17 protein-coding genes are annotated in these 15712 nt (G+C 61.4%); 13 read left to right on the top strand and 4 right to left on the bottom strand.

Annotation, left to right across the window (positions count from 1 at the left end):
• Positions 1 to 27: 27 nt before the first annotated feature.
• Positions 28 to 4689: a DUF6531 domain-containing protein gene (locus KK141_RS06815; RefSeq protein WP_345777542.1), complete on the top strand. Its 4662-nt coding sequence runs from the start codon at positions 28 to 30 to the stop codon at positions 4687 to 4689.
• A 390-nt stretch (positions 4690 to 5079) separates the two neighbouring features.
• Here the strand turns inward: KK141_RS06815 and KK141_RS06810 are convergent, their stop codons facing one another.
• Positions 5080 to 5514 carry a hypothetical protein gene (locus KK141_RS06810; protein WP_250901626.1) on the bottom strand — a complete coding sequence of 145 codons (435 nt, stop codon included), beginning with the start codon at positions 5512 to 5514 and terminating at the stop codon, positions 5080 to 5082.
• Positions 5515 to 5707: 193 nt separating this feature from the next.
• On the opposite strand from KK141_RS06810, the gene KK141_RS06805 reads away from it, so the two are divergent.
• From KK141_RS06805 to KK141_RS06785, 6 genes are all read left to right on the top strand, one after another.
• A complete protein-coding gene (locus KK141_RS06805; RefSeq protein ID WP_214569030.1) occupies positions 5708 to 5959 on the top strand; it encodes a hypothetical protein in 252 nt (83 codons plus the stop codon).
• A gap of 75 nt (positions 5960 to 6034) precedes the next feature.
• Positions 6035 to 6553 carry a hypothetical protein gene (locus tag KK141_RS06800; RefSeq protein ID WP_214569027.1) on the top strand — a complete coding sequence of 173 codons (519 nt, stop codon included), beginning with the start codon at positions 6035 to 6037 and terminating at the stop codon, positions 6551 to 6553.
• A 399-nt stretch (positions 6554 to 6952) separates the two neighbouring features.
• Entirely contained in the window at positions 6953 to 7360 is a 408-nt protein-coding gene (locus KK141_RS06795; RefSeq protein WP_214569025.1) for a hypothetical protein, read from the top strand.
• 37 nt (positions 7361 to 7397) lie between these two features.
• Positions 7398 to 7532 (top strand): hypothetical protein, encoded by a 135-nt coding sequence (locus KK141_RS23070; protein ID WP_284733858.1) that lies wholly within the window; start codon positions 7398 to 7400, stop codon positions 7530 to 7532.
• A gap of 107 nt (positions 7533 to 7639) precedes the next feature.
• On the top strand, positions 7640 to 8071 hold the full coding sequence (locus tag KK141_RS06790; protein ID WP_214569436.1) for a hypothetical protein: 432 nt from the start codon (positions 7640 to 7642) through the stop codon (positions 8069 to 8071).
• Positions 8072 to 8163: 92 nt separating this feature from the next.
• Positions 8164 to 8538, top strand: a complete 375-nt coding sequence (locus KK141_RS06785) for a tetratricopeptide repeat protein (protein ID WP_214569023.1) — start codon at positions 8164 to 8166, stop codon at positions 8536 to 8538.
• A gap of 6 nt (positions 8539 to 8544) precedes the next feature.
• Here the strand turns inward: KK141_RS06785 and KK141_RS06780 are convergent, their stop codons facing one another.
• Positions 8545 to 9282: a 16S rRNA (uracil(1498)-N(3))-methyltransferase gene (locus KK141_RS06780; RefSeq protein ID WP_214569435.1), complete on the bottom strand. Its 738-nt coding sequence runs from the start codon at positions 9280 to 9282 to the stop codon at positions 8545 to 8547.
• Between the two features lie 140 nt (positions 9283 to 9422).
• On the opposite strand from KK141_RS06780, the gene KK141_RS06775 reads away from it, so the two are divergent.
• A complete protein-coding gene (locus KK141_RS06775) occupies positions 9423 to 9764 on the top strand; it encodes a hypothetical protein (protein WP_250901608.1) in 342 nt (113 codons plus the stop codon).
• Here KK141_RS06775 and KK141_RS06770 read toward each other — a convergent pair.
• Complete coding sequence (locus KK141_RS06770) at positions 9761 to 11131, bottom strand: adenosylmethionine--8-amino-7-oxononanoate transaminase (protein WP_214569021.1); 1371 nt, start codon at positions 11129 to 11131, stop codon at positions 9761 to 9763. The genes KK141_RS06775 and KK141_RS06770 overlap by 4 nt on opposite strands.
• Before the next feature lie 64 nt (positions 11132 to 11195).
• Here KK141_RS06770 and KK141_RS06765 point away from each other — a divergent pair, with 64 nt between their 5' ends.
• Genes KK141_RS06765 through mazG form a run of 5 tightly spaced genes read left to right on the top strand, consistent with a single transcriptional unit; the run spans position 11196 to position 14985 of the window.
• A complete protein-coding gene (locus tag KK141_RS06765; RefSeq protein ID WP_214569019.1) occupies positions 11196 to 11975 on the top strand; it encodes a type II secretion system protein N in 780 nt (259 codons plus the stop codon).
• Complete coding sequence (locus KK141_RS06760) at positions 11972 to 12772, top strand: inositol monophosphatase family protein (protein WP_214569017.1); 801 nt, start codon at positions 11972 to 11974, stop codon at positions 12770 to 12772. Before KK141_RS06765 ends, KK141_RS06760 begins: the two co-directional genes overlap by 4 nt.
• A 9-nt stretch (positions 12773 to 12781) precedes the next feature.
• A complete protein-coding gene (gene nudE / locus KK141_RS06755; protein WP_167252277.1) occupies positions 12782 to 13339 on the top strand; it encodes an ADP compounds hydrolase NudE in 558 nt (185 codons plus the stop codon).
• A gap of 10 nt (positions 13340 to 13349) precedes the next feature.
• Positions 13350 to 14168, top strand: a complete 819-nt coding sequence (gene cysQ, locus KK141_RS06750; protein ID WP_214569015.1) for a 3'(2'),5'-bisphosphate nucleotidase CysQ — start codon at positions 13350 to 13352, stop codon at positions 14166 to 14168.
• 4 nt (positions 14169 to 14172) lie between these two features.
• Complete coding sequence (gene mazG / locus KK141_RS06745) at positions 14173 to 14985, top strand: nucleoside triphosphate pyrophosphohydrolase (RefSeq protein WP_214569013.1); 813 nt, start codon at positions 14173 to 14175, stop codon at positions 14983 to 14985.
• 205 nt (positions 14986 to 15190) lie between these two features.
• Here mazG and KK141_RS06740 read toward each other — a convergent pair whose 3' ends face one another.
• A complete protein-coding gene (locus KK141_RS06740) occupies positions 15191 to 15697 on the bottom strand; it encodes a hypothetical protein (RefSeq protein WP_214569011.1) in 507 nt (168 codons plus the stop codon).
• Positions 15698 to 15712 lie beyond the last annotated feature (15 nt).

Below are 15712 nucleotides of genomic sequence, written 5' to 3'. Positions count from 1 at the left end.
GAGGTGTTTGGACAATGCTTGAAAGAAGTGAAGTGCGGAATGATTGGGTTGAAAAAGTCATCGGTCGCTGTGAGTCTTGATTCCATTACGGGTGCACACTTTATGTTCTTCCTTTCTCCTTGGATTCGACGCACGGTCGGCCTGTCAGCCCTATATTTTTTAATGATGCTGATCTTGGCTTGCCCCAATAGTGCATTTGCCGACTCTGCTGTTTCGCAGTATCGATGTGGCAGTGGCTTATGCGTAAATAACTTTGGACCATATTGTCCCGCAGACCCTAACATTGCTTCGGTGGCTCAATTTCGTCAATGCTCCGAAAAGCAGTATTACGATCACCTAGGGTTCTTTGGAAAATTGACGCTCCAACACGTCGAAATGGATTCGGGCGGAAGTGTGACTATCTGGTGGTCGTCTGAAGGGAATGGCGCCTACACTACAGGTTTGGGGCCGGTATCTACAGGGCAAAATACGCCAAGCGTTGAACGCAATCTGGGTGGCGGTGCGTGCCCCGGATGCGGTGGCACCATGTTTGGAAACCCTATCAATGTTGCGACCGGGAATAAATTTCAATCGGAGCAGGATTATGCCATTAATGGTGTATTTCCTATTGAATTCACGCGTAGCTACAACAGTGGGTCCTCTGTAAATGGAGTGGTTGGGTCTCATTGGAGTTCTAGCTATTCGCGATCTTTAGTGTGGCAGAGTCTGACCCAGGTCAAGATGTATCGCGATGATGGAGCAGTTAAGTACTTCAACAAATGCGGGAATGCCTGGTGTCCCACGGCTGATGATGTGGGTACCCTGACACAAAACAACGATAGCAATGGTTACGCCGTTTCCTGGGACTACCGAGATGCAAATCTCGTTGCCGAGAAATACGATGCGGCAGGACGATTTTTGTCGGAGACGAACCGAGGCGGGCTGACTCACCAAGTTTCGTACGATACAAGCGGGCGGATTTCCGGCGTTACCGATTCGTTCGGCAGGAGCGCAGCTTTTGCTTACGGAGCCGATGGTCGTCTCGCCCAGCTGACCGAGGCTGATGGAAGTGTCATTGGTTATGTCTATGACACCGCCGGCAATTTGTCGTCGGTCACTTATCCCGGCAACAACGTTCGTAAGTATTTCTATGATGAGGCGGGGTTGGTAGCTACTACTGGACTTGGTCTTCTCACAGGTATTGAGGATGAGCAAGGCAATCGCTACGCCACATTTAAGTACGATAGCTCGGCGCGCGCGTTCTATAGCACCCACGGCGAAGGTGAAGGGGCTATCCAAGTCTCCTATGGAACGGATGGCACATCGACCGTCCAGGACGCGCTCTTAAGTTCACGCACTTATACGCTTCAATCAATTCAGAGCGTTTATCACCTTAAGTCGGTGCAAGGCGAGGCCTGTGCGACATGCGCGCGGGACAAAAGTTATACGTTCGATAGTGCGGGGAACTTGGCGGGACGGGTCGATTTCAATGGGAATACGACGACGTCTTCGTACAATGCATCGCATCTGGAAGAGTCGCGTATTGAGGCGGTCGCTCAACCGGAGCAGCGTACAACCAACACCACCTGGGACGTCGCGCTTCGTGTGCCGCTGAGCCGCGCGCTGCTGGATGCCAGTGGCAACCAGGTTGCGAAGTCGGCGTGGATCTATAACAGCAGAGGGCAGGTGCTCGCTAGTTGCGAGACTGATCCGGGAGTGACCGCTGCTGCGTCGTACACTTGTGCAGTGGCTGGGGCAATGCCTGAAGGTGTGCGTCGCTGGAGATATACCTACTGCGATAATGTCGACAGTACACAGTGCCCTGTTGTTGGCCTGCTGTTGAGCATTACGGCGCCGCGCACGGATATCATCAGCACGACGCTCTACAGTTACTACCTCAGCACGGACGAATCCGGCTGTGGTTCGATTGGCGGCGCTTGCCATCGTGCGGGCGATCTCTACCAGGTCACGGATGCTGTGGGGCACGTTCGCACCATGGTGGCCTACGATAAGAATGGCCACTTGGTTCGCGAACGTGATGCCAATGGTGTTTTTACTGATTCGGCCTACAACGCCCGTGGTTGGCTGCTGACCCGTACCATCCGCGCTAATGCCGACGGTACACAGTCGCCCAGCGACGCAGTGACCCAGATCGGCTACACACCCTATGGCTCCGTCGCCTCAGTGAACGACCCGGACGGCATCCAGGTTGCTTACACTTACGACACGGCGCACCGGCTCACCGACGTCACCGACGCCTTGGGCAATCGCATCCACTACACTCTGGACGCCGCTGGCAACAAAGCCAAAGAAGAAACCTTCGATGCCGGTAATGTCCTGCGCCGCTCACTGGCGCGCAGCTACAACACGCTTGGCCGCCTGACTGGTCTCAAGGACGGTCTCAATCGGATGACGCTCGATGCCGGCTTCACCGATAGCTACGACGCCAGCGGCAACCTCGTGCGCAGTGCCGATGCATTGGGTATCCAGCGCAAGCATAGCTACGACGCCCTTGATCGCTTGGTCAGCACGATCGACAACTACAACGGAACCGACACCGCCACGCAAAACACCCAGAGCGTGTTCACCTATGGCCCGCGGGACGAGCTGCAGGGCGTGAGCGACCCGGATAGCCTGAACACGACGTACGACTACGACGGCCTGGGTAACGCCACCGGTCTGCACAGTCCGGACACCGGTACGTCGACCTACGTTTACGACGCCGCGGGAAATCGCATCCAGGCCACGGATGCAAGGGGCGTGGTCAGCCATAGCACCTACGATGCGCTGAATCGCATTACCGCGACCACATATCCGTCCAGCTCGGCCAACGTCAGCTATCACTACGACGAGGCTGACGGCGTCACCGGTTGTGCGGGTTCCCATCCGGCCGGCCGCCTGACCAGCATGGTGGAAACAGCGGTTACTACGGTTTACTGCTATGACATCCGCGGCAATGTGGTGCAGAAGCGCCAGACCCAGGGCACCAATGTCGATACGGTGAGCTATACCTATACCGTGGCGGATCGCCTCGCTAGCACGCGCACGCCGGATGGAACCCTCATCCAGTACGGCCGCGACGGCTTAGGGCGCATCAACCTGGTCACTGCGCAGCTGCCGGGCGCGGGCAGTGCCGGCAACGTGGTAACCAATGTCAGCTACCTGCCGTTCGGTCCTATTGCCGGTTATACGTTGGGTAATGGCCAGACGATCACGCGTAGCTACGATGCTAACTACGCGGTGACGGACGTTGTCAGCCCGGTGCTAAACCTGCACTTTGCTAGGGATGCGATGGGCAACATCACGGCGCTAGGTAATGTAGTGGATGCCAATCCGGCGATCGAGACCTACAGCTATGACCCGCTGTATCGACTGACGGGTTTGAAGGATGCCCAGGGTCAGCCGGTCGAGGCCTACACCTACAACAAGACTGGCGACCGCCTCAGCAAGACGAGCAATGGCCTGGCTACGGGCACTTACGGCTATCAGACCGGCACCCACTGGCTGATGAGCATCGGCAGCAGTGCACGAACGTATGACGCCCACGGCAACACCACGGGCAATGCGACCGGCGGCGACACGTTTGGTTACGGCTACAACGACCGTAATCGTATGGCGGTCGTGCAGCGCAATGGGCAGACCGTCGGGAGCTATACGTACAACGCGATGGGGCAGCGCGTGGCCAAGGCGGCAGCGGCGAATCAGCGCTTTGCTTATGACGAAGGAAGCCAGCTCATTGGTGAGTACGGGACGGCAAGTCGCAGCTACGTTTGGCTGGATAGCTTGCCGGTGGCAGTGATCGATACAAGCGGCGCCACTAGCACAATGAACTATGTGCATGCGGACGGATTAGGCACGCCACGAACAGTGACGGATGGGGCAGGCACCACGATTTGGCAATGGAGTTATCAGGCAAATCCTTTCGGCGAGAAAGCCCCCGCTGCGGCCGGACTGACTCTCAACGTGCGCTTTCCTGGTCAATATTACGACGCTGAATTGGCACTTAGTTACAACGTCAATCGGAACTATGAGGCAGCAACTGGGCGATACATCCAAAGCGACCCTATTGGGTTAGGTGGCGGCGCCAATACGTACACCTATGGCGGAGGGAGCCCGACATCAAACTCAGATGCGTTAGGCCTGTACTGCCGATCGTGGGGCGGCTCCACGTACTGCGCCTACCCTGGCGGCCCATCGTTCATGGTCCCGACTCCGAATGGCTTTGAGGATTTCGGTAGCGGCGATGACTATTATCATGCGTACGATGTCACACGTCCCTTAGGTGATGCGGATCCGGATTGCGTGATGCAACAACTTATAAACAACTCAGTCCCCAACAATCCGAACGGAGGAGTAAGACCTGCGACACCAGAAGGAACCCCAAACATCGCATATATTCCAATCATTGGAACCGACAACCATGTGACTTCCTATTTGGCTAAAAACCTAAGCGGCCCCGGAATGGTTGCTGTGAATATGACCGGAAGCGGAAGCACTTTCTCACCCGGGTATGTTGCACGAACGGTCTCAGACGGAGTCGCTCATACCTATGGCGAAGGCACGAGCCCCATTCAGTCGAGTTTAGGGTTGGATAATTTGAGTGGTAACCCGCTAGGCGCTTTGAACAACATCATCAATGAGCGTGTGTGGGGCAGGCAAATGGAAGAGTTCATTTCCAAAGCAAAAAAAAGATGTGGCTGTGGACACTAGTCAATCAATGATTTTCCGAAATCCTGCAGAAGTGATCGGATGCCTAGTCGCTCCAATCCCTATTGTTGCTCTTGGAGTGGCACAGTCAATTCTTTACACAAGCTTCGACGCACTTACTGTCCTTGTGTTTTCGCTGATTGCGTACTTCATATCCTTCGTGATCACGATGCTACTTGGCTATCCGCTCTATCGCCTACTGGTGCGATTCAATGCCTTTCGCTGGTGGACAAGTATTCTGTCGGGATTTGCTATCGGGGCCATAGCGACAATTCTTATCGCTCATCCCACCGACGTCATGTCAGGAGGCGTTCTAGTGAATTCGCTGGCGGCCGCTACGTCAGGCCTACTTTTCTGGATCATTCAGCAAACAAAAAGCGCTCAGGCATAGCCCTATTCAACAAAGTTATGTTGCAGCATGGCGCAGAAAGAAGAAGACGACCAATGGCCCTTCAGCGGTTCGTAGATGAGGGAATGCATGACGGACCAAGCGAAGCCCGTATGGCCCACGTCGGCTGAGCGGCTGGCGTCGTAGGTCATGTGGCGGCCGCTGGCGGTCATCGTCTTGCGGATCGCCATGAAGGCCGCGGCCAGATCGGTCCAGCCGGCATCGAACTCCAGGCGCCCCTTGTTCATGACGTCCTGAGTCTTCATGACCATCTGGCCCTTGGTCTCGGGCGAGTATTGGATCGCCCGCGCCATCGGGAAGAACTGCTTCACCAGCTGGTACACGCCCGCACCCATGCCCGTGATGTCGATGGCAATGTCCGCCACGCGGTAGCGGTCGCATAGCGCCCTGATGTTGCCGGCTTGGGCGTCGAAGTCCAGCGATAAGGGGACGGATGATGTTAAATGCTCTATGGATAGGCTTGAGCTCGATCCTTTTGGTTTCTAAGGTGACTGCTCGGGGCAAGTTAACTACGCTCATCCCCTTTATCCGTGACGGTGCTGTGGAGAGGTGCTCGTGAGCTCGCTTTCCTCGCACTTTTAAAGGGTGGGGTTGTTAAGCCCGAGGCTCGATATGTTGCGTCGCTACTGGTTCAAGTTGTCTAACAACGGCACCCCTTCAGTGCTGAACATCGGCTGCGGGATAACTGCTTACGATATCGATGACGCCGGAGCCTTTCTGCTCGAGGACGTTTTTCGGGTCTTCGGCGAAAGAGAGGTGCTTGAAGTGATTGTTGATGTTGATGTGAGCACCCTCGATCAGGGGCATGTGATCCCGAACATGGCCGCCCCGTCGAACAGAGGTGTTTGGTTTCCGCGCTTGTAGCTTTCCGCTGAACCAGAGCGGGGCGGGGCAAGTTTCTTGTCGCCTCTGTCGGCCTCTCACCTTCATGTTGAGTCTATGAGAGCAATCCTGCCATCTCTCTTCCTTGGTCTCGTTCTTCTGGCTTGCGGACCCGCGGCGGCTGCTCCATCAAGGGCTGCTGACTGCGCGGATCGCGAGTCACGAGTAAGCATCAAGCCTGTTGCCCGGCAAGAGCTGGACATTGAAGGAGGCAAGTTCTCCTATGGCGTCTTTGTCATATCCAACGGGGCAACTAAGCCTGTCAGTCTGTATGCGGATATCCGGGCGGAGAAGTATTGGATGGTCCATCCCAATTCCATTGTGCTGCAGCGGGATGTGGATGGAGAGTGGAAGGACTACGTTGGATCGCTATCCGAGTACGCCGGGCCCAGCAAGAAGGTCATCCTTCACACCAAGGACGAGTGGCAGTTCATCTATCCACTGGATGAAGTGATCGGCAGCAGTGCGAGTCGAACTCAGTTATTCAGACTAATCCTTGTGGATATTGCCAAGTGCAATATTCCGTCAGAACCGTTCTTCTTAGAGTCGCTAGAAAAGTCCGAAGCCTTGCAGTAGATGCGAGCGCTTGTTGCGCACCCTTGGATTGAACTCTTGAAAGTCTTCTACGCGAAAAAATTCCTGCGCCTTGATCGGTCACCAACTGATCGGTCACTCCCTCCTCTTTAATTTTCAGACTGCGCCTATACGGCGCCGACGACGATTGGGCGCTTCGTCACATCCGATAATCATGTCGTCGTAGAACACTACGAGCACGGCCTGGTTGCTGTTACAACCACGGCTCTGCAGGCATACGCAGTATGCAAAGTCCTGCGCGCGGAACCGGATGGCCGCTGCTACTTCGAGCGACGCGATCTCTCGCGTCGTAGACCTGACATTCGGAAATTTGAGGGCGTTATGAGGGAATTAATCGGTTTCGAGATAAAGCATGACGACGATGGCTCGTGTGAGTTGTGTATGGAACTTCAATCCGGTCTCTATGCGGGGCGCGGCTCCGCGTATTTCGACCCCAGGTTCCTTCTGGAAAAGGCCAAGGAAATGGCGGCTTATCCTCTGCCGGAGCATGGAGTGGAATTTTTCGGTGGGTATCTGGATGCGAATGATCTGACGAAGCTGAGGTGGCGGCACGTCGATCTATCGGTGCGCTCTACGGGATTCTTAGGTGAGATCGGCTTGCGGGCGGCGGTGGCGGAGCCGTCGGATGATGGGAAGACCATTCGCAGCTATACCTTCGTTGAAATAGCTACCGATTACGCGCAGCTGTCCACATTAGCGGAAGGGTTGGTTGCTCTGGTCGAAGGGCGGGACGATTCGTTCGCCATGGAGTTCAATACGGGGCGAGGGCGACAGGGACGGGTGTACTGATCGATTCCTTGGCCTCAAACAGGCGTGAGTGCGAACGATGAAGAAGAAGGGCGAGCGGCCGAACAGGTATCCATGGGAAGCATGGATCATGCTCGCCATTCTTCCCTTCATCATCATCGTTGGAACGATCTTCAGTGCGCTGATCGTGTACGGGCACTTCGTTTGGAAGTAGGGCACAGGCTAGGTGGGCTGATCACCAACTGTTAACACACCCTTGCTACTCTCGCCCGGACCAACAGCCAAGGAGTTAGACGTATGCAAAGGATTTCCGCCGCCGCCCTGCTGGTTCTCTCCGTCGCCGCCATGCCGGCCTTCGCCCAATCGGATCGCGAAGTCGTCGAAGACATGGTCACCCGCTCCGCCAATGTCTGCCCTGGACATAGCGCCGACCGCACCACTCCCACCGTAAAGGCCGTGCCCGTTGGCGCACTGCGCGTGATGCTGGAACGCGGGCTGGTGATGTGTCCCGATCGCCGCCTCGACGCCGATGCGCCCGCCGCGTTCTATGGCCGCGTGGGCGTGTTCACCTGGAACCCCGAGGTGAAAGAAGGCTCGGCCGTGATCGTGAAGCAGATCGACGCGATGACGCGCAAGGACGATTACCCGCAGGACACGCTGGTGTGGGATGCGAAGGGCAATGCGCTGAAGCAGCGCACCGTGCCTGCGTTCGAGGCGAAGCCGGGTGCCGCGGTGCTTTATCACGTAAGGTAGGCGGCATTACCTGTCCAAAGTTTGGGCCGCGGCGCGCCACGATGGCGTGCCGTGGTCTGTATTTCGGATATCTCGTGCGGTGATAGGAACTCATGTCGAAAGCACGCATTGCCACCTCGCGAGAGAGCGATCCGCGGAAGGTCCTGGAAGCAACTTGCGATCTTTATGAAAGCGGAGAGCGGCGCCGTTCCATCAAGTTATTCAAACAGGCGGCCTCCGATGGAGTGGTCGAGGCGCAGATCAATCTCGCCAATATCTACGACGCTGGCGACGGCCTTAAACGAGATTTCGAAGCCGCGCGCTATTGGTATAGGCGCGCCATCAGCCAAGGAAGTCCCGAAGCTGCCTACAACCTCGGCGTAAGCTATTTGAATCGCGATAACTTCAGATGGGCGCGTTACTGGCTGCTCATCGCCGAGAAGTCGGGTGATGAAGACGCAAAGGAACTTCTCGCTGGACTACTTTGAGCCGCTTCAGATGTCGCCGTGCAACGCCTGCAACGCCGCCAACGCCGCCAACCCCGCCGTCTCAGTCCGCAAAATCCGTGGCCCCAACCGCAACCCCTGAAACGCCGCCGTACTTAGCGCCCCCACATCCCGCTCACCCAATCCACCTTCCGGCCCAACCACCAACACCCCACCACTCGCCGGGAAATCCAGCGCCCGCGCCTGCACCGTCCCCTCCGGCAACAACGCCAGACGCAACGCCCCATCGTCCGCTGGCAGATCGCGCAACCACGCTTCCAGCGACAACGCCGGCACAATCTCCGGCACCATCGCGCGCCCGCTCTGCTCGCATGCACTCTCCGCCACCGCACGCCAATGCGCCAGGCGCTTCTCCGCCCGCGCAGCATCGAGCTTCACCTCGGACCGCTCCGTGTGCAGCGGCACAATGCGCGCCACGCCCAGCTCCGTGGCCTTCTGCACGATCAGATCCATCTTCTCGCCACGCGCAATGCCCTGGGCCAGCGTCAGCCGCAACGGCGATTCGTTATCCACGCGCTCGCTGGATGCCACACGCACACTCACCTCGCGCTTGCCCACCGCAACGATGACGGCCGCATAGTCCTGCCCGTCGCCATTGAACAGCACCAGCGCATCGCCAACCGTCATGCGCAGAACGCGCGCAACGTGTTCGCCGGCCTGGGCGGGCAGGGCGAATTCGGTATCGATGGGGAGAGGCTGGTCGACGTGGATACGGATCGTGCGCATGGCGGGAAGCTTTCGGGAAAGCGCCATTTTACCCACGACGATGGAGCTGAACGACGGTGTCGCGTCAGGCTCCAGACGGTTGCCGATGGCGTCCGGCAGGCGCAGCATCGTTGAACCCACGGCTTCCTGAGGGCCGAATCATGTCCAAGTCCCCCCTGCTTATCGCCGCCTTGCTGGCCATGCTGGCGAGTTCAGCCTCGGCGCAGGACGCCAAGGCGCCCACCCAGGATGCCCGCACCCGGCGCATCGAGGGCCTGGAAACCATGCCGTATCCGCCACCGGCGAGCAGCGCCCGGGGCGGCCAGCAGGTGGGTACCGATCACAACTGCCTGCGCCAGACCGGCAGCCATATCCCGCCGAAGAAGGGCCAGTGCATTCCCGCGCCGGGCCGGACTTACAACAAGCAGGATATCGATCGCACGGGCGAACAGAAGCTTGGGCCGGCGCTGCGGAAGCTGGATCCGAGCGTGGGCGGGCACTAAGGCTGGGCGATGGCGTGCTCGATACCGGCGATGGCCACGTCGACCAGGTGGTCCAGCTCCTCCGTGCTCACCACATAAGGCGGCATGAAGTAGACGATGTTGCCCAGCGGCCGCAGCAGCGCGCCATGCTCCAGTCCATGCAGATACACCCGCAGGCCGCGCCGTTCCTCTGACGGATAGGGCGCGCGCGTTGCCTTGTCCCGCACCAGCTCCACCGCCGCAATCATCCCGGTCTGCCGCACATCGGCCACATGCGCATGCTCGCGCAGCGGCGCCAGTCGGCGCGCCAGATGCGCCGCCAGCACCCGGTTGCGCTCCAGCACCGGCTCGTCGCGGAAGATATCCAGCGTCGCCAAGGCGGCGCGGCAGGCCAGCGGATTGCCGGTATAGCTGTGCGAATGCAGGAACGCCTTGCCGGCGTTGTATTCGGCGTAGAACGCCTCGTATACCGGCTCCGTGGTGAGCACCGCCGACAGCGGCAGAAAACCGCCGGTAAGCCCCTTCGACAAGCACATGAAATCCGGCGACACACCGGCCTGCTCGCATGCGAACAAGGTGCCGGTACGCCCGAACCCCACCGCGATTTCATCCGCGATGAAATGCACGCCGAACTCATCGCACAGTGCACGCAACCCGGTGAGATACGACGGGTGATACATCCGCATACCGCCCGCGCATTGCACCAGCGGCTCCACGATTACCGCGCAGGTTTCATGCGCATGCCGTTCCAGCAACGCGCGCAGATCGCCCAGCCGCCGCGCCGCATAAGCTTCCGCGCTTTCCCCGGCTTCCGCTTCGTACGCATCCGGCGAAGGCGCCAGGATCGGCGTCAGCAACAATGGCGCATAGGTCTTCCGATAAAGCGCCACGTCGCTGACCGACAAAGCCCCCAGCGTCTCGCCGTGATAACTCCCGCTCAGCGCAATAAACCGCGTTTTCTGCCCGCGGCCCTGATTCAGCCAGTAATGGAAACTCATCTTCAGCGCGACTTCGATTGCGGCGGAGCCGTTATCGGCCAGAAACACCCGTTCCAATCCGGCGGGTGTGATCGCCGCCAGCCGTTCCGCCAGTTCAATCGCCGGCTCATGCGTGAATCCGGCGAAAATCACGTGCTCCAGCGTATCGAGCTGTTCCTTCAGCGCCGCGCCGATGCGCGGGTTCGCGTGCCCGAACAGGTTGGTCCACCACGAGCTGATGCCATCCAGATAACGCCGCCCGTCCGCATCCACCAGCCACGGCCCTTCGCCGCGGACGATGGGTAGCAGCGGCACGGCGCCGGCGTGGTCGTGCATCTGGGTGCAGGGGTGCCAGAGATGGCGGAGGTCGCGCGCGGCGAGGGTCTGGTTGCGGCTTTCGTTCGGGCTCATCCGGGTATGATCGGGGTTCGGCGCCGGCTGCCTCAAGCCCGCCTGTCCGTTGGAGCTCCTCTTTTTGATCCGGTTGCGCACCGTTCTGCTGTTCCTGTTGCTGCTGTCCGCCCTGGCCTGGCTGGTGGCGTACCTGCCGGCGAGCTGGGTGCGGCCCCAACTGGAGGCGCGCCTGCACGGCCTGCGCCTGGAGGGGCTGAGCGGCACCTTGTGGGACGGCCATGCCGAGCGCGTGCTGGCCGCCAGCGGCGGCGACCTGGGCCAGTTCGACTGGCAGCTGTCGCGCCGCGCTCTGCTCGGCGAGACCCGGCTGGGCGTGGCTTTTCGCGGTCCATGGGGCCATCTCAGCGGTCAGATGCGCCAGCTCGAAGGCAAGCGCGAGGAATGGAGCCAGGTGCAACTGGATGGCGACCTGGCCACGCTGTCCGCCCGTCTGGCGCCGCAGGCCGACCGGCTCGATGGCCGCCTCAGCATCGACAACGCCCGCATCGTGCTGCAAGGCCGCTGGCCGGTGGAGCTGGACGCCGCCGCGCAGTGGACCGGCGCACGCCTGCAGGGCGCGCAGCGCGAGCTCGCTTTCGGCAATCTCCAGCTGCGCGCCAGCGGCACGGCCGGCGTGGTCAACGCCACACTGGAAGACGACGGCAACGGCCCGCTGCAGTTGGCCGGCCATCTGGCGCTGAGCCCGCTGGGCTGGAAATACGACATCAAGGCCAAACCGCGCGAACCGGATCCGGCATTGCGCGACTGGCTTTCCGGTTTCGGCCGCCTGGCGGCCGACGGCAGCATGCATCTGCAACGCAGCGGCGGCCTGGCCGCCATCATGGGCAAGGGGAAACAATGACTGCACCCGATCTGGCGCGGGCTTTGTCCGCGGCGCGCGAAGCGGCGGAAGCGGCGGCGGAAGTGATCCGCCACTACTGGCGGCGCGGCGTGGACGTGGAGATCAAGAGCGACGCCACCCCGGTCACCATCGCCGACCGCGAAGCCGAGCTGGCCATCCGCAAGGTGCTGCAGGCGGCGCTGCCGGAAGCGGCGGTCTACGGCGAGGAATTCGGCCTCGACGACAGCGCACGCGAACTGCTGTGGCTGGTCGACCCGCTGGACGGCACCAAGAGCTTCGTGCGGCGCACGCCGTTCTTCTCCACCCAGATCGCGCTGATGCACCGCGGCGAACTGGTGCTGGGCGTATCCAGCGCGCCGATCTACGGCGAAACGCTGTGGGCCAGCACGGGCCATGGCGCCTGGTTCCAGGGCGAGGGCGGACCTGAGCGCGTGCAGGTGGCCGCCATCGACAGCATGGCGCAGGCCTCGATCTCCACCGGCAACATCAAGACGCTCACCCTGGATGCGCGCTGGGCGGAACTGGGTGCGCTGATCCGCGACAGCAACCGCATCCGCGGCTACGGCGATTTCTGCCACTACCACCTGCTGGCGCGCGGCGGGCTGGATCTGGTGATCGAGTCGGACGTGAACATCCTGGACGTCGCCGCGCTGGCCGCGATCGTGCGCGAGGCCGGCGGCGTGTTCACCGACCTCGAAGGCCAACCGCTCACGCTGGATACGCGCAGCGTGCTGGCCGGCACGCCGGCCCTGCATGCGCAGGCGCTGACGCGGTTCCGTGCAACCTTAGAGCGCTAGAATCGAACGATGCCCAAGCCACCCATCATCCATGCCACCCGCGACGTCCACGACAGCCATTTCCTGCGCGTCGAACAGCTGGACCTCGAATTCTCCAACGGCGAGCGCCGCACCTACGAGCGCCTGAAAGGCAGCGGCCTGGGTGCGGTGATCATCGTGCCGATGCAGGACGACGACACCGTGCTGCTGGTGCGCGAATACGGCGCGGGCGTCGGCCGCTACGAACTGAGCCTGCCCAAGGGCCGCCTGGACCAGGACGAGACGGTGGAGCAGGGCGCCGACCGCGAGCTGAAAGAAGAAATCGGCTTCGGCGCGCGCAAGCTGAAGATCCTGCACAACCTGTCGCTGTCGCCTTCGTACATGACGCATATGGCGCATGTGGTACTGGCGCAGGATCTGTATCCGGAGCGCCTGCAAGGCGACGAGCCGGAAGAGCTCGAAGTGGTGCCGTGGAAGCTGTCGAATCTGCATGAGCTGATCGTGCGCGACGACGTTACGGAAGGCCGCTCTATCGCTGCGTTGTTCATGGCCCGCGAATATCTCGCCGGTCGGTTCAAACCAGCATGAGCAAGCCGGCATGAGCGCGGCACCGGTTTCATCATTGCTGCGACAGGTCGCGGCGATCGCGCGCGACGCTGCGGCGGCCATCCTCACCGTGTACGCGCAGGAGTTCGAAGTCCAGCGCAAGGCCGATCACTCGCCGGTAACGGATGCGGACCTCGCCGCGCAGCGCGTGATCGTGGCCGGACTCGACGCGCTGGACGAAAAGCTGCCGGTGCTGTCCGAGGAATCGCGCATCGCGCCGTGGAGCGAACGCCAGCGCTGGCCGCGCTACTGGCTGGTCGATCCGCTCGACGGCACGCGCGAGTTCGTCAAGCGCAACGGCGAGTTCACCGTCAACATCGCGCTTATCGACGGACACCAGCCGGTGCTCGGCGTAGTGCTGGCACCGGTGACCGGCGATCTTTACGCCGCCGAACAGGGCGGCGGCGCGTGGCGGCAGGAAAGCGCGGACGCCGTATGGACGTCCATCGCCACGCGCGCGATCGCCGAGCCGCCGGTGGTGGCCGGCAGCCGCTCGCACGGCAGCCACGGCGCGGCCTTGCTGCGCGAACTGCTGGGCGAGGACTTCCTCGAAACGCCGATGGGCTCCTCGCTGAAATTCTGCCTGCTCGCGCGCGGCACGGCGGATGTCTATCTGCGCCGCGGCGCCACCAGCGAGTGGGATACCGCCGCCGCGCAATGCGTGCTGGAAGCGGCCGGCGGCGCCGTGCTGGACCTGGCCGGTCAGCCGCTGCGCTACAACCGCAAGGATTCCCTGCTCAATCCCGAGTTCCTCGCCGTGGGCGACACGGCCATCGACTGGACCGCGCGCCTGCGCGCGGCGGACGTCTGACCGCATGAACACCGCCAAGCGCCACAGCCTCGACGACCTGCTCGCCATCATGGCCCGCCTGCGCGATCCGCAGACCGGCTGCATGTGGGACTTGCAGCAGAACTTCGCCACCATCGCGCCGTACACCATCGAAGAGGCCTACGAAGTGGCCGACGCGATCGACCGCAAGGACTGGCACGACCTGCGCGACGAGCTGGGCGACCTGCTGCTGCAGGTGGTGTTCCATGCGCGCATGGCGCAGGAGCAGGGGCTGTTCGATTTCGCCGACGTGGCGCATGCGATCAGCGACAAGATGATCCGCCGCCATCCGCACGTGTTCGGCGACGTCAGCTACGACGACGTCGAGGCACAGAAGGACGCCTGGGAAGCGATCAAGGCCGAGGAGCGCGCGGCGAAGGGCGAATCCCACGACGACAGCGCGCTGGCCGGCGTGTCGCGCGGCCTGCCGGAATGGAAGCGCGCACTGAAGCTGCAGCAGCGCGCGGCCAAGGTCGGCTTCGACTGGCCGGACGAGCAACCGGTGCTGGATAAGCTGGCCGAAGAAATCGAGGAAGTGCGGGTGGAGTTCGCCGCCGGCGCGGACAAGGCGCGTCTGCAGGATGAAATCGGCGACGTGGCCTTCGTGCTGGTGAATCTGGCGCGGCACGCGGACGTCGATTTCTCGCAGGCGCTGCGGCATGCGAATGAGAAGTTCGAGCGCAGGTTCCGCGGCATGGAGACGGTGGCGCGGGAAGAAGGCCTGCCGCTGGCCGAACGTGGCCTGGAGGCGCAGGAGGCGCTGTGGCAGCGCGTGAAGGGCGGCGAAAACCTCGCGTAGGTTGGGGTGAGCCGCAGGCGAACCCCAACGTGGCGAGGCGTATCAAGGTGCCGGTGTTGGGGTTCGCCAGCGGCTCACCCCAACCTACGTCCGTGCTGCCGGGCTCGCAAAAAAATAGAGGCGCGAGGTTCTGGGGTCCTCGCGCCTCAAGTTCCATCTCGCTGGGCAAACAGCGAAGCTTGCGTTGTCGTTGTCGTTATGGGGTTCAGGCCGACGGTGTCGGCGGCGGCGGTGCGGCGGGGCGCAATTCCAGGCGCATGCGCAGCTTCTCGATGTCTTCGCGGCGCTTGGCTTCCTCGGCCAGGTTTTCGTCCAGGCTCTTGCGCAGGGTGGCGATGGCCTGGTCCATGTTCGCCGGCTCCATCTGTGCGCGGGCGAGCTGGTGATACGTGTAAGTGCGCACGCGCGGATCCTGCGACTTGGCGAGCACCGCGTTGTACAGCGCGGGCAGTTCCTTCACGCGGCCGGCCTGGGTGTACAGGCGTTCCAGTTCGCGCAGGTCGGCCAGCACCGGCGGTTCGGCGCTGGCCATGGGCAGGTTGAGCGGAGCGGGGGCGGCCGGCGCGCGTGGGGCGGCATCGCGGCGCGGCGGGCTGACGTTCTTGCTGTCGGCCGGGGCGGACGGTGGGGCGGCATCCTGTGCCAGGGCATAGGTCGCGCCGCCGGCGAGCAGCAGGGACAGGGCGCAGACGAGCAAGCTCTTGCGTTTCATGCGGTCGTTCTCCTT

This window comes from Dyella sp. LX-66, from assembly GCF_018599165.1.
In the GTDB taxonomy this organism is placed as follows: Bacteria; Pseudomonadota; Gammaproteobacteria; order Xanthomonadales; family Rhodanobacteraceae; genus Dyella_D; species Dyella_D marensis.
The sequence above is the reverse complement of the archived record's forward strand: the minus strand, read 5'-3'. Positions and strand labels throughout refer to the sequence as shown.

Coding starts and splice junctions, on each gene's coding strand:
- KK141_RS06805 (WP_214569030.1), top strand. CDS start 5,708: ATGTTGCGTCGCTACTGGTTCAAGTTGTCTAACAACGGCACCCCTTCA.
- KK141_RS06800 (WP_214569027.1), top strand. CDS start 6,035: ATGAGAGCAATCCTGCCATCTCTCTTCCTTGGTCTCGTTCTTCTGGCT.
- KK141_RS06795 (WP_214569025.1), top strand. CDS start 6,953: ATGGAACTTCAATCCGGTCTCTATGCGGGGCGCGGCTCCGCGTATTTC.
- KK141_RS23070 (WP_284733858.1), top strand. CDS start 7,398: ATGAAGAAGAAGGGCGAGCGGCCGAACAGGTATCCATGGGAAGCATGG.
- KK141_RS06785 (WP_214569023.1), top strand. CDS start 8,164: ATGTCGAAAGCACGCATTGCCACCTCGCGAGAGAGCGATCCGCGGAAG.
- KK141_RS06780 (WP_214569435.1), bottom strand. CDS start 9,282: ATGCGCACGATCCGTATCCACGTCGACCAGCCTCTCCCCATCGATACC.
- KK141_RS06775 (WP_250901608.1), top strand. CDS start 9,423: ATGTCCAAGTCCCCCCTGCTTATCGCCGCCTTGCTGGCCATGCTGGCG.
- KK141_RS06770 (WP_214569021.1), bottom strand. CDS start 11,131: ATGAGCCCGAACGAAAGCCGCAACCAGACCCTCGCCGCGCGCGACCTC.
- KK141_RS06760 (WP_214569017.1), top strand. CDS start 11,972: ATGACTGCACCCGATCTGGCGCGGGCTTTGTCCGCGGCGCGCGAAGCG.
- nudE (WP_167252277.1), top strand. CDS start 12,782: ATGCCCAAGCCACCCATCATCCATGCCACCCGCGACGTCCACGACAGC.
- cysQ (WP_214569015.1), top strand. CDS start 13,350: ATGAGCGCGGCACCGGTTTCATCATTGCTGCGACAGGTCGCGGCGATC.
- mazG (WP_214569013.1), top strand. CDS start 14,173: ATGAACACCGCCAAGCGCCACAGCCTCGACGACCTGCTCGCCATCATG.
- KK141_RS06740 (WP_214569011.1), bottom strand. CDS start 15,697: ATGAAACGCAAGAGCTTGCTCGTCTGCGCCCTGTCCCTGCTGCTCGCC.